This is a genomic window from Xanthomonas sp. CFBP 8152 (assembly GCF_014199025.1).
GTDB classification, from domain to species: Bacteria; Pseudomonadota; Gammaproteobacteria; order Xanthomonadales; family Xanthomonadaceae; genus Xanthomonas; species Xanthomonas arboricola_B.
Window position 1 is genome coordinate 16,437 of sequence record NZ_JACHNO010000007.1, and the last position, 13,737, is coordinate 30,173.

A 13,737-nucleotide genomic window follows, 5' to 3' on the forward strand; every position below is an offset into this window, starting at 1 on the left:
GGCATGCGGCGGCGCCGGGATTTCAGTGTGCTCCATGGCTCTCTCCGCGCTCGACCGGAGCTGACGTGGCGGCGCTGCCCACTCACCACCACAGGATGGCAAGCCCTTTGATCGATCCGGATACGCCCAGCCTCGCCAGCACCATCACCGACGCCTACTCGCTGGAGGTCGGCGCAAGGGACATTGACGAGCTGGCTGCAGCGGCGCCCCGGATCGTGCGTGGCTCAACCATCGCCATCCCCTACCTGCCCAACCAGGACAACGACGCGCGGCTGGCCGCAGCACGGAGGGTGCGCAACCTCGGCTTCCAGCCGATGCCGCACCTGTCCGCACGCCGCATCGGCTCGCTCGACGAGCTCCACACATTCGTCAGGCGCGCCGTCGATGAGGCCGGCGTTGAGCGCTGCCTGGTGATCGCGGGCGATCCGCCGTCTCCGATCGGGCCGTTTTCCGATAGCGTTTCGCTGATCGATACAGGGGTCTTTGAGCGCTCCGGCATTCAGGCCATCGCCGTGGCGGGACATCCGGAAGGACATCCGAGCATGCCTGCAACCGATCGCTGGGATGTGCTGGAACGCAAGTGTCGCAGCATCGCCGAGCGCGGCATGGCGCCGCTGATCGTCACTCAGTTCGCGTTCGATGCCGACATCGTGCTGACGTGGTTGCACGCGCTGCGCGCGCGTGGCATCGAACATCCCGTGCGTGTGGGCGTTGCCGGTCCTGCAGGCGTGGCGGTGCTCGCACGCTATGCCGCGCACTGCGGTGTCGGCGCATGCGCATCGATGCTGTCCAAGTACGGCATCTCGATCGGCAAGCTGTTGGGGACCGCCGGGCCGGACCGTTTTGTGGATCGCCTCGCCACCGGCCTCAGCGGAGCGCATGGAGACATCAGCATGCACTTCTTCCCCTTCGGCGGCATCGCACAGTCGGTCGGGTGGGTGGAGCAGTACCGCTCCCGCACCGCGCGCGCCCGGGCGGACTGACTCGCCGCGCGCGGCGCTCGGCATCGACCGCAGACCTCGACTGATCGAGCACGGAAGTGCGCGGCATCAACCTGTTCACGACCTGGATCACAGTCTGGACTCCTTCATTCTTGTCGGGCTTGTTTGCTGCGCGTGAGGTGCTGCAGCGCACAGCAGACCTGTCATAAGCGCGCGGTATAACCATCGGCGAATCGCGGCGATGGGGGCGCTGCATCCGATGTCGTTGCGATACGCGGCGGCATCGCTTCTGCAACGTTCAAGGAGAGATGTCGCCATGCCGAAGCCGTCGCTGTTGTCATTGCTGTGCACCCTGTCGCTCGTTTCCATGCCGCTTGCAGCGGCCGAACTGCAGCCCAAACAACTGGCCGGCCCGCCGGAGGAGTTCGCGCAGATGCGCGCGCCCGATCCGGCCGAGTCGGCGATTCTGTCCAAGAGCGCCTTGCTGCCGGTGGAGCTGGCACCGGCCGGCAACTCCGCACGCTGGCAAGGCACGCTGCCGGTGGAAAACGGGCACCTGCGCTTCATGGTGCTGGCCGGCGATCAGCCGTGGAAGGCGGCGGTGACTGCGCCACGCGTTGCCGGCGCGCGTGCGGCGACCGTTGCGCCGCAACTGCAGGCGCAACGCACACTGCTGGGCACCGCAGACAGCGGCGCCAGCGGCATGCGCTACGCGGTGGAATCGGCGCAGAACGGCGCGTGGTCGCTGACCCTGCAATCGGCAGCGCCGGTGGCGCAACGCGGCTATGTGCTGATGGAAGGCGATGCGCGCACGCAGCTGGCCTCCTACCCGCGCCATCGTCGGCAGCAGGTCGGCCAGACGCTGACGCTCAACGCGCTGCTCAGCGGCAACGATGCGCGCGGTGCCACCCTGCTCGCCGCGCAGGCCGGGCAGATCGACACCGCGAGCCTGCGTGTGATCGATCCGCAAGGGGGCATCCGCACGCTGCCGATGGCCGATGACGGGCAACACGACGATGGTGCTGCCGGCGACGGCGTGTATGGCGGCACGTTCCGACCGACGGCCGAAGGGACCTGGATCGCGCAGGTGATCGTGCGTGGTCACGACCAGGCCGGGCAGCCGTTCGTGCGCACCAGCGAGCATGTGTTGCCGGTGCTGGACACCTCGCTGCGCCTGCTCGGCAATGCCCTGAGCGCACATGCGGCCGACGGCACACGGCTCAGCATTGCCCTGCCCATCGCCGCACGCGGCAAGGCGCCGTCGCATTACCGGGTGTTCGGCCAGGTCTGGGGCACCGATGCCAAGGGCACGCAGGTGCCGGTGGCGTGGATCGGCGGCATGCTGACGCCGCAGCAAGGCGAGCTGCCGCTGAGCCTGGACGAACGCTGGATCGCGCGTGCCGGTGCGCGTGCGCCGTTTACGCTGCGCGGGTTGCGTATCGAAGACCCGGACCATTACATCCCGCTGGTGCAGGCCGACACACTGCCGCTGCAGCTGCCCGCGCTGCGACGTGCCAGCATCGCGCGGTCTGCGGCCGCGATCGACGAAAGCATGCGCATGGGGCCGCGCCCGACGACGCTGGCCAGTGCCGATGCAACGGTACAACCGCAGGCGGCCGGTTCGCAGCTGGTGCTGGTGCACGGGTATTGCTCCAACGGCGTATGGCCGCAGGCGCAATTCACCAACGCGTCTTCGTTTATCGATGCCAAACAGAACCGCAGCAACGATCAGTTCGCACAGCGGCTGGCGCAGTTCGCCAGTCAGTGGTCCGCGTTCGCGACGGTGGCGCACAGCCAGGGCGGCATGGCCGCGCTGCATCTGTACACCTACTACTGGAGCGGGCTGGATAACGCCACCGGTGAGCGGGTGATGCAGTCGGTCGGCACGCCCTACCAGGGCACCAATCTGTCCGGCATCCTGGCGGCCGTGGGCTCGTGGTTCGGGGTGGGCTGCGGCACCAATACCGACCTGACCTACGACGGCGCCAAGGCCTGGCTGGCCGGCATTCCAGCCGATGCGCGCGCCAAGGTGAACTACTACACCACCTCGTTCGCCAAGACCAACTGGTACACCAACGACTACCAAAGGTTGAACGGATGAAGATCAAGACTTACAAAGGCGGCTGTCTATGCGGAAGCATCCGCTTTATTGCCAAGGGCGAACCGCGTTTCCCCCACACCTGTTCCTGCGGAATGTGTCAACGCCACTCTGGCAGCCTTACTCAATGCTGGGTCGAGTACGACAAGGACGCAGTTGAGTGGGTCGGTGAGGGTGGAGTTCCGAAACTGTATCAGTCTTCTGAACAGTCTAGCCGAGCATTCTGCCCAACATGCGGCAGCAGTCTGGGAGCGATCGACAATGGCCCTACGACAGGATTGTTACTGGGTGCATTTGACGCCAAGGGCGACAAGGCTCTGAGGCCGACTTCCCATTCGTTCACGTCATCCCGCCCGCGGTGGTGGAGAATCGCCCCCCAGCCTTGACTGGTCTGCGATCTGAAGACTAGCGATAAGGAGCACACATGTACTCGACCTTACACCCGGTGATCTACAAAGCAAAAATGCTTAGACAGATTCGCCAGATCCTTGATTCCGAGGGCTTTCTCGAAATCATGACGCCAATACTGCGCCGCTGCAACGCCGCCTCGGACCTGGTGTTGAACGATCCGGAAGACGGCACAGTCGAGCAGGTCAACGCGCAGCTGCCGGGCGGCGTCAATCGCGGCCACACCACCGGGCAAATGCCACACCACCGGCATGCGCGACCCGGCGCAGTATCTGGACGCAAGCCACAATGCGGTGATGAATGCCAATGCCGCGAAGTGATGCGATATCGGCGGTCTGCACTGCGATGGCCGTCGTCCGCATCGGCCATCGCAACATGCGTGGGAACACCGGCCTACTGGCTGTAGTCAGAGCGGCGGAACAATTGCTGCGCTCAGCGGTAGGTGGGTGCAGCCTGCTTTCTTTGTTCCCATCAGCGCTCGGCTAGCTAGACGTTCGACGCAAGCATCTGCAGGTCTAAACGACGCTAGAACCGGACGTTTCGCTTGTCTTGGCGTGACTGGACGGTGCCGAGATCAGGTATAGAGCTGCTGATCTGCGGCTTGGCTGCAAGGCCCGTGCCCGGCCACCATCGCAGGACACGCCGCAGGTGCGTCCGTGCAGGCGCTGGCGTGGCATCCATGCCGCTCAAGATTCCGCGATGGTGGGTTGGCAAGGGCCGGTCGGAACGGTCGGTGCGTGATTGCGAGCAGCACGCTACGCGCTGTCCGATGAGGTGCGGTTCGAGTAGCTCCTTTTGACCCGGGCACTGTCGCTACCGTTGCGCACCTGGCGGATGCGCTCGCACATCCATGCAGGACTACTGTTGCGCCAACGGTTGCGATTGCGCATCGGCGCCGCCGCCGAGCACCTTGTACAAGGTCACCCGGTTGTTCGCTTCGGTCAGCCGCAGGCTGATCAAGGTCTGTTGTGCGCTGTAGAGCGAGCGCTGCGCGTCCAGCGCCACCAGGTAACTGTCCACGCCGTTGCGGTAGCGCGCATCCGACAGGATGAAACCCCGTTGTGCCGCATCCACCAGGGCGCGTTGCGCGTCCATGCGTTCGGCCAGCTGGGTGCGCTCGGCGAGCGCGTCGGCCACTTCGCTGAAGGCGGTCTGGATCGCCAGTTCGTATTGGGCGATGGTGATGTCCTTCTGCAGCTTGGCCACATCCAGTTCGGCCTTCAAGGCGCCGGCGCGGAAGATCGGCAAACTCACGCTGGGCGAGAACGACCAGGTGTGGTCGCCATCGAACAGGCTGGACAAGGCATCGCTGCCGCGCCCGACATTGCCGGTCAGGGAGATGGTGGGGAAGAACGCCGCACGTGCCGCGCCGATGTCGGCGTTGGCGGCCTTGAGCGTGTGCTCGGCCGACAACACGTCCGGGCGCTGCAACAGCACGCGCGATTCCAGCTGGGCCGGTAACGGCGCCAGCGCCACGCCGCTCTCGATCGCATCGGTCGCAGGCAACAACGCCGCCGGTACCGACGTGCCCACGACCAGATTCAGGGCATTGCGCGACTGCGCCAGCTGGGTGGTGAAGCTGGCCACATCGGCGCGCGCACTTTCCACGCTGGTCTGGATCTGCGCCAGATCCAGCCCGGAAACGACCCCGTTGTCGTGCTGCAATTCGGTCAGGCGCAGTGTCTTGCGCTGGCTCTCCAGCGTCTGCTGGGCAAGCGCCAGCCGCTGCTGATCGGCGGCCACGGTGAGCCAGTCGCTGGCCACTTCGGCCACCAGGCTCAGACGCGTGCTGCGCTGGGTCTGCTCGCTGGCCAGATAGGTTTCCAGTGCTTCGTCCTTGAGACTGCGGATGCGCCCGAACAGGTCCAGCTCCCAACTGCTGATCCCCACCTGCCCGGTGGCACTGCGGATGATCTGCGCCGCACCGGTGAAACTGGTTGCCGCTGCAGCACGCTGCGCCGTGTGCGAGACGGTGGCGTCCACTGCCGGAAACAGATCCGCACGCTGGATGCGGTACTGCGCGCGTGCCTGCTCGATAGTGAGCAGGGCCACGCGCAGATCGCGGTTGTTGTCCAATGCCAGTGCGACGACCTGTTGCAGGCGCGCATCAATCAGCACCTGCCGCCAATCCAGCTCAGCCGCGCCGGTAGTGCGGGTGTCGGCACCGGCACCATGGCTCGCGCTTCCGGTGTCGCCGACCACGCCGGGCACCGGCGCGTCCGGGCGTGCATAACGCGGCGCCATGCTGACGCAGCCGCTCAATGCGATGGCACAGGCCATCGCCAGACTGAGGGAGGTAGTGCGCATCATGGAGTCACCTCGGAGGTGGAAACGACGGTGGAGTGATCGGCCGCCTTGCCGGGAAACAGGCTGCGCACCATCACGTAGAACAACGGCACGAAGAAGATGCCCAGCACGGTGGAGGCCAGCGTGCCGCCGAGCACGCCGGTGCCCAGCGAATGGCGTCCACCGGAGCCGGCGCCGCTGCTGATCACCATCGGCAGCACGCCGAGCATGAAGGCCAGCGAGGTCATCAGGATCGGGCGCAGACGCATGCGTGCGGCGTGCAGGGTGGCCTCGATCAACGGCTGGCCTTTTTCTTCCAGCTCCTTGGCGAACTCCACGATCAGGATGCCGTTCTTGGCGGCCAGACCCATCGTCGCCAGCAGGCCGACCTGGAAGTAGATGTCGTTGGACAGCCCGCGCATCCAGGTCGCCAGCAGCGCGCCGACGATGCCCACCGGCACCGCCAGCATTACCGAGATCGGAATCGACCAGCTCTCGTACAGCGCGGCCAGGCACAGGAACACGAACACCAGCGACACCGCATACAACATCCAGGTCTGGGTACCGGCGGCCTGCTCCTGATACGACATGCCCGACCAGGCGTAGCCCACGCCCTTGCCCATGCCGTCCACGTCGCCGGCAACCGCCGTCATCGCATCGCCCGAGCTGATGCCCGACGCGGCGCTGCCGGTGATCTCCATCGATTCGCTGCCGTTGAAGCGGGTCAACACCTGCGGCGCGTAGGCCCAGGCGCTGCTGGCGAATGCCGAGAACGGCACCATGGCGGCGTCGCTGTTGCGCACATACCAGCGGTCGATGTCGCCGGGCAGCATGCGTGCGGACGCCTCGCCCTGCACATACACGCGCTTGACGCGGTTGTTGTTGAGGAAGTCGTTGACGTAACGCCCGCCCATCACCGTGGAGAGCGTGGTGTTGATGTCGGCTGCGGCCACGCCCAGGGCGCCGGCCTTGGCATCGTCGATCTGCACGCGGTAGGTCGGCGCATCGTCCAGGCCGTTGAAGCGCACCGCACTCAGGTTCTGGTTGCCGTTGGCCAACTGCAGCAACTGCTTGCGTGCTTCCACCAGGGCCTCGTGGCCGTTGCCGGCGACATCCTGCAACTGCAGGGTGAACCCGGAACTTGTGCCCAGCCCGTGGATTGCCGGCGGCGTCAACGCAAACACCTGCGCGTCGGGCAGCGTCGTCATCATCGCGCCGGTGATGCGCTGGGCCACGTCCTGCGCGGAGCCCTCGCGGTCGGCCCAATCCTTCAGGCGGATAAAACCCATGCCCGAGTTCTGACTGCTGCCGGCCAGGCTAAAACCGGAAATGGTCATGATGCCCTGCACTTCCGGCTGCTGGAGGATGAACGCGGTGGCCTGGTCGATCGACTGCTGGGTGCGTTGCTGGGTGGCACCGGCCGGCGCGCTGAACATCACCATCAACATGCCCTGGTCTTCTTCGGGCAGGAACGCGCTGGGCAGCCGCCAGAACAGCAGCGCCAGCACCACCAGCAGCACCGCGTAGATCAGCGAGCCGAGCTTGCGATGGGCGACGACGCGCTCCACGCCACGGCCGTAGCGCTCGGTGCCGCGATCGAAGCGCGTGTTGAACCAGCTGAAGAACGTGCCCAGCACACCCTTGCGCGAGACATGGCCGCCCTTGTCGATGGGCTTGAGCAAGGTGGCGCACAGCGCCGGACTCAGGGTCAGTGCGACCACCAGCGACAGGATCATTGCCGCGGCAATCGTCACCGAGAACTGCCGATAGATCTCGCCGGTGGCGCCGCCGAAGAAGGCCATCGGCAGAAACACCGCCGTGAGCACCAGCGCGATGCCGACCAGGGCGCCGGTGATCTGGCCCATCGAGGTGTGCGTGGCCTCGCGCGGGGACATGCCCTGCTCGGCCATCAGGCGCTCGACGTTCTCCACCACCACGATGGCATCGTCCACCAGCAGGCCGATCGCCAGCACCATGGCGAACATGGTCAGCGTGTTGATCGAAAAGCCCAGCAGCGACAACACCCCGAAGGTGCCCATCAACACCACCGGCACCGCGATCACCGGCACCAGGGTGGCACGCCAGTTCTGCAGGAACAGGTACATCACCACGACCACCAGCACGATCGCTTCGATCAGGGTCTTGACCACTTCCTCGATGGAGATGCGCACGAACGGCGTGGTGTCGTAGGCGACCTCGTACTTCAGCCCGGCCGGAAAATACGGCTTGAGCGCATCCAGCTTGGCTTCCACCAGCTTGGCCGCGTCCAGCGCATTGGCACCGGTCGCCAGCTGCAGGCCCATGCCCGAGGCCGCCTTGCCGTTGAACTTGGAACTGGAGCCGTAGGATTCCGAGCCCAGCTCCACCCGCGCGACATCGCGCAGGTAGACCGTGGCACCGCCGGGCTCGGACTTGAGCACGATGTTCTCGAACTGCGCCGGCGTGCGCAGCTTGCTGCGCGAGGTCACCGTGGCATTCAACTGCTGGCCCTGCAGCGCCGGCAATGCACCCAGTGCACCGGACGAGACATCGGCGTTCTGCGCGGCGATCGCAGTGCTGACATCCGAGGGCATCAATGCATAGGTGTGCAGTTTTTCCGGATCCAGCCATACCCGCATCGCATATTCGGCGCCGAACACGTTGACGCTGCCGATGCCGTTGAGGCGGCTGATCGGGTCCTGCAACGAGGACACCATGTAGTCGCCGATGTCGGTGCTGTCCATGCTGCCGTCTTCGGAGGTAAAGGCCAGCACCATGAACATGCTGCCGCTGGCCGACTTGGTCACGGTCACGCCGCTGGTCTTGACCTCGTCGGGCAGCAACGCCTCACCTTGCGACACCTTGTTCTGCACCTGCACCTGCGCGGTATCCGGGTCGGTGCCGGAATCGAAGGTCAGCGTGATCTGCGCAGTGCCTGCCGAGCTGCTGCTGGACGACATGTAGAGCAGATTGTCCAGGCCGGTCATCTGCTGTTCGAGGATCTGCGTGACCGAGTTCTGCACGGTCTCTGCGGAGGCGCCGGTATAGGTGGCGTTGACCGTGACCGAGGGCGGTGCGATGTCCGGATATTGCTCCAGCGGCAGCGAGAAGATCGAGATCGCGCCGGCCAGCGTGATGACGATGGCGATGACCCAGGCGAAGATGGGGCGGTCGATGAAGAAACGAGCCATGGAAGTTCCTCAGTCGGCCTTGGGTGCGGTGCCGGCCGGCGCTGCGGGCGTCGGCGTGGCGTCAGGCGCAACGGCGGCGGCGGCACTCGGCGCAGACGTCGCCGGCGTGGCCGCCGCGGCGGTCACCTCGCGCGTCTTCACCGGCATGCCGACCTGGATCTTCTGCAGGCCCTGCACGATCACGCGTTCGCCCGCCGACAGACCTTCGCTGACCGTCCAGCGATCACCGACCGCGTCGCCGGTCTTGAGCACGCGCTGCGCCACCTTGCCATCGGCGCCGACCACCATCGCCACCGCCTCGCCCTTGCTGTTGCGGGTGACGGCCTGTTGCGGCACCAGAATCGCCTGTTCGTTGACCGCCATCGGCAGCACCGCCTTGACGTACATGCCGGGCAACAACAGATGGTCGGGGTTCGGAATCACCGCACGCAGTTTCACCGTGCCGGTGGTGGCGTCCACCGCGGTGTCCACCACTTCCAGCGTACCGGTGCGCGCGTAGGCACTGCCGTCTTCCAGCAACAGCTTGACCTCGGCCTTGCCATCGACCGCCTTGAGCTGGCCGCCATCGAGCTTGCGCCGCAACTGCAGCAACTGGGCACTGGACTGGCTGACATCCACATAGATCGGATCGAGCTGATTGATGGTGGTCAGCACATCGGTCTGATCGGCGGTGACCAGTGCGCCCGGAGTAAAGCTCGAGGTGCCGATGCGGCCGCTGATCGGCGCGGTGATGCGGGTGAAATCCAGATTGAGCTTTGCGGTCTGCACCGCCGCCCTGGCTGCGGTCACTGCAGCCTCGTTCTGGCGCAAGGTGGCGGTGGCGTCATCGCCATCCTGCTGGCTGACCGCATCGAGCTGGACCAGCGTCTGGTACCGCTGCGCCTTGGGCTTGGCCGACAACACCGCCGCTTCGGCCTGCGCCAGCTCGCCCTGCGCGGAAGCGTACGCGGCCTGAAATGGCGCCGGCTCGATCTGGTAAAGCACCTGCCCGGCCTGCACCTGCTCGCCTTCGGTGAACAGCCGCTTGCGCAGGATGCCGCCCACTTGCGGGCGCACCTGCGCACTTTGATAGGCCACAGTGCGTCCAGGCAGCGTCTGGTCCAGCGTCAGGCGCTGCACCTCCACGCGCTGCACGCCCACTTCCACTTGCCGCTGCTGCGGCGCTTGCGCAGGCGAACACGCCGCCAGCGCGACGGTGATCATGGCGGCCAGCAGCCACTGACGCGACACCATGGCAGAACGGGAGGAAGCAACGCAACGCATACGGCGCACCCGGAAGTGATCGGAGGATACGCACGCTACGCTGCGAATATGGAGCAAATTTGAAGATTTGCGTCGGCAGACAGCAGGCGCTTGCTTTCGGGGTTTAATGAAGTCCCAATACGGTTGTGCACGACACGCGCTGCACCCGCAGTCGCCGCTGCTGCAACCTGGCGCAACTGCAGCAAGCGCCCGTGCATGACCTCATTCGCAACAAGGTTGTCCCAGCCTCGATGAAACTCGGAATCACCGCCAAGCTCTTCCTCGCCATCCTCAGCGCCTGCATTGCAGTGCTGCTGATCAATGGCCTGGCCGGGCAGCTGTTGCTCAGGAAGCAGTTTCTCGATTATCTCAGCGAGCAGGGCGTCGAGCGGATGCTGGAAGTGTTGCCACGCGTGCAGGCCGACTATGCCAAGCACGGCGACTGGAACTTCATCCGCGACAATCCCGACGCCTGGTTCGTGCTGATGCGCCCGGAGCTGCCGCAGAACCTGCCGCCGTACGCACCACCGATCTCCGATCAGACCGGCGCGGTGTTTCGTTTCGCGCTGCTCGATCGCGACTACCGCGTGATCATCGGCAACCCCAACGTCAGCCGCACCGACACGCTGCGCCCGGTGGCGGTGAACGGGCAGACGGTGGGCTGGATGGGCATGCTGCCCTTCGAGAAGGTGCTGACCGCCAACGACGCGCGCTTCTACCAGGCCCAGCAACGTCTGTGGTGGACCGTCGGTGCGGCGTCCATCGGGGTGGCCGCGCTGTTCGGCTGGTTGCTGTCGCGCACCTTGCTGCGGCGCGTGCGTAGCCTGACCGCGGCAACCCATCGCCTGGCGGCCGGCGACTACGGCACGCGACTGGAGGCGCGCATGCGCGATGAGCTCGACCAGCTCGCGCGCGACTTCAACCAGCTGGCGCAGGCGCTGGACAACAACGAACGCGCGCGTCGCGATTTCATGGCCGATGTCTCGCACGAGTTGCGCACGCCGCTGGCAGTGCTGCGCGCCGAGCTGGAAGCGCTGCAGGACGGCATCCGGCCGATGACGCGGGAATCGCTGACCTCGTTGCATCAGGAGGTCGGCCAGCTCGGCAAGCTGATCGAGGATCTCTACGATCTGTCGCTCACCGATGTCGGCGCACTGGCCTACCGGCGCGCACCAATCGATCTGAGCGTGGTGCTGCAGTCCACGTTGGCCGGCATGCACACGCGCATCGCCGCAGCCGGGCTCACGCTGCAGGCCCACGGCATCACTGCGCCCTTGCATGTCGACGGCGACGAGCGTCGCCTGCAGCAGCTGCTGTCCAACCTGCTGGAAAACGCGTTGCGTTATACCGATGCCGGCGGCCAGTTGCGGGTGCAGTGCGCACGGCGCGCGCACCTGGTGGAGATCGTGATCGAAGACAGCGCGCCCGGCGTGCCGGCAGACAAGCTCGATCGCCTGTTCGAACGCTTCTACCGCGTGGAAGGCTCGCGCAATCGCGCCAGCGGCGGCAGCGGGCTGGGCCTGGCGATCTGCCGCAATATCGTCGGCGCACACGACGGCGAGATCCACGCCACCGCTTCGCCCTTGGGCGGCCTGCGCGTGACGCTGCAGCTGCCGGCCCTGGAGGCCTGATGGACGACACCGCCACCACCACAGCACCGAACGCACACGTGCTGATCGTCGAAGACGAACCGCGCCTGGCTGCAGTGCTGGGCGAGTATCTGCACGCGGCCGGCTATTCGCATCATTGGGTGGCCGATGGCGCGCTGGCGATTGCGGCGTTTCGCGCACAGGCGCCGGATCTGGTCCTGCTGGACCTGATGCTGCCCAATCGCGACGGTATGGACATCTGCCGCGAGCTGCGCAGCCTTGGCGCGGTGCCGGTGATCATGGTGACCGCGCGCGCCGAAGAGATCGACCGCCTGCTCGGGCTGGAGATCGGTGCCGACGACTACATCTGCAAGCCCTTCAGCCCGCGCGAGGTGATTGCCCGGGTGCGTGCAGTGCTGCGCCGCCACCGGCACGATCCCAACGCGGTGCCCACGCATGGATTGCTGATCGATGACGCCGCCTGCCGCGCCAGCGTGGCCGGGCGCGACCTGGACCTGACCCAGGTCGAGTTCCGCCTGCTGCGCACGCTGTGCGCGGCGCCGGGGCGTGTGTACTCGCGCGAACAGTTGATGGACCACGTGTATGTGGACCACCGCATCGTCACCGACCGCACCGTGGACAGCCACATCAAGAACCTGCGCCGCAAGCTGGCCGAGGTGGGCGGCGAAGAATGGGTGCGTTCGGTCTACGGCGTGGGCTACCGCTTCGAGTATCTACCCACCGAAGCGTAATCAATATCCCCCCCCTCGTAGGAGCGTGCCCGCGCGCGACGCATGACCGACCACCCACCGACTCCAGGCGGGTGACCGATAACACTCACACCTTCAACCAACGCGTCGAAACCGCCACCGCCACCATCAGCACCGCAACACCGAGCAAGGCGCCGACCAGGCCGATGCCATGCGCGGCGAAACCGATCAGCGCCGGCCCGGCCAGGATGCCGGCGTAGCCCAGGGTGGTGACCGCGGTGATGGCGATGCTCTCCGGCATGCGCGTCTGGTTGCCGGCCAACGAAAACAGGGCCGGCACGATGTTGGCGCAGCCCAGGCCGACCAACACGTAACCGGCCAACGAGGCCTGCCACGGGCTCACCAGCGTGAGCACGCAGAAGCCCGCGCTGGCCAGCAGCGCGCCCACCACGATCGAGCGGATGCGCCCCAGGCGCTCCACCACCGCATCGCCCAGCAGGCGCGTCACCGTCATGGTCAATGCAAACACCACATAACCCACGCCGGCGGTGCTCGGGTCGACCTGGTGCACATCGGCCAGGAACACCGAGCTCCAGTCCAGAATGGTGCCTTCGGCCAGGAACACCACAAACGCCAGGATGCCGATGAACAGCACGATACCCCTGGGCAGCGCCAGCAACGGCCCCTGTTGCGCCACGCGCTCGGTCCGCCAGTGGCGCACCGACGCCACCCCGACCAGGAGCATGGCGATCACCCCGGCGAGCGCCGCGCCCGGCGGGGAGACCTGCGCCGACAACAGCAAGGTCATCGCGCCGGCACCGACGAAACCGCCGATGCTGAAGAACGCATGGAATCCCGACATCATCGCGCGCCCGGCATCGCGCTCGACCACCACCGCCTGCATGTTCATCGCGCAATCCATCGCGCCCACGCCGGCGCCGAACACGAACAGCACCGCACCCAGCAACCACGGATCGGCGACAACCGCCAGCAACGGCAGGCTCAGGCAGATCAGCGCCGCCGTCACCGCCATGACCGCACGGAAACCGAAGCGCGCCGACACCGCGCCGGCCAGCGGCATCGCCAGGAACGAGCCTGCTCCCAGGCACAGCAGGATCAGGCCAAGCGCGCCATCATCCACGCCGGTCCTAGCCTTGGCGAACGGCACCAGCACCGCCCAGACCGCGGCAGCAAAGCCGGGAATGAAGAACGCCGCGCGGGTGGCGTGCTGTTGCGCGCGAGCGCTGGAGCCGGGGACAAGCGACATGCAAACAATTCCAGGAGGAAGCGGCG

7 protein-coding genes and 2 pseudogenes are annotated in these 13,737 nt (G+C 66.2%); 5 read left to right on the forward strand and 4 right to left on the reverse strand.

Annotated features, from left to right (window positions below; all coding sequences use genetic code 11):
* Positions 1-95: 95 nt before the first annotated feature.
* From FHT09_RS18520 to FHT09_RS20475, 3 genes and pseudogenes are all read left to right on the forward strand, one after another.
* Complete coding sequence (locus tag FHT09_RS18520) at positions 96-983, forward strand: methylenetetrahydrofolate reductase (protein ID WP_258077268.1); 888 nt, start codon at positions 96-98, stop codon at positions 981-983.
* A 274-nt stretch (positions 984-1,257) separates the two neighbouring features.
* Positions 1,258-3,024 (forward strand): annotated as a pseudogene (locus tag FHT09_RS18525) (choice-of-anchor X domain-containing protein); the annotation flags it as partial.
* A 550-nt stretch (positions 3,025-3,574) separates the two neighbouring features.
* Positions 3,575-3,767 (forward strand): annotated as a pseudogene (locus tag FHT09_RS20475) (conditioned medium factor); the annotation flags it as partial.
* Positions 3,768-4,305: 538 nt separating this feature from the next.
* On the opposite strand, the gene FHT09_RS18540 reads toward FHT09_RS20475, so the two are convergent.
* Genes FHT09_RS18540 through FHT09_RS18550 form a run of 3 tightly spaced genes read right to left on the reverse strand, consistent with a single transcriptional unit; the run spans position 4,306 to position 10,166 of the window.
* Positions 4,306-5,757: an efflux transporter outer membrane subunit gene (locus tag FHT09_RS18540; protein ID WP_104607077.1), complete on the reverse strand. Its 1,452-nt coding sequence runs from the start codon at positions 5,755-5,757 to the stop codon at positions 4,306-4,308.
* Positions 5,754-8,903: an efflux RND transporter permease subunit gene (locus tag FHT09_RS18545; RefSeq protein ID WP_104607078.1), complete on the reverse strand. Its 3,150-nt coding sequence runs from the start codon at positions 8,901-8,903 to the stop codon at positions 5,754-5,756. The genes FHT09_RS18540 and FHT09_RS18545 overlap by 4 nt, the downstream gene beginning before the upstream one ends.
* Positions 8,904-8,912: 9 nt before the next feature.
* On the reverse strand, positions 8,913-10,166 hold the full coding sequence (locus FHT09_RS18550) for an efflux RND transporter periplasmic adaptor subunit (protein ID WP_104607079.1): 1,254 nt from the start codon (positions 10,164-10,166) through the stop codon (positions 8,913-8,915).
* Positions 10,167-10,396: 230 nt separating this feature from the next.
* On the opposite strand from FHT09_RS18550, the gene baeS reads away from it, so the two are divergent.
* Both baeS and FHT09_RS18560 read left to right on the forward strand, forming a co-directional pair.
* Positions 10,397-11,776 carry a sensor histidine kinase efflux regulator BaeS gene (gene baeS, locus FHT09_RS18555; RefSeq protein ID WP_184417068.1) on the forward strand — a complete coding sequence of 460 codons (1,380 nt, stop codon included), beginning with the start codon at positions 10,397-10,399 and terminating at the stop codon, positions 11,774-11,776.
* Entirely contained in the window at positions 11,776-12,486 is a 711-nt protein-coding gene (locus tag FHT09_RS18560; protein ID WP_104607080.1) for a response regulator, read from the forward strand. Before baeS ends, FHT09_RS18560 begins: the two co-directional genes overlap by 1 nt.
* An 85-nt stretch (positions 12,487-12,571) precedes the next feature.
* Here FHT09_RS18560 and FHT09_RS18565 read toward each other — a convergent pair whose 3' ends face one another.
* Positions 12,572-13,711: an MFS transporter gene (locus FHT09_RS18565; protein WP_104607081.1), complete on the reverse strand. Its 1,140-nt coding sequence runs from the start codon at positions 13,709-13,711 to the stop codon at positions 12,572-12,574.
* Positions 13,712-13,737 lie beyond the last annotated feature (26 nt).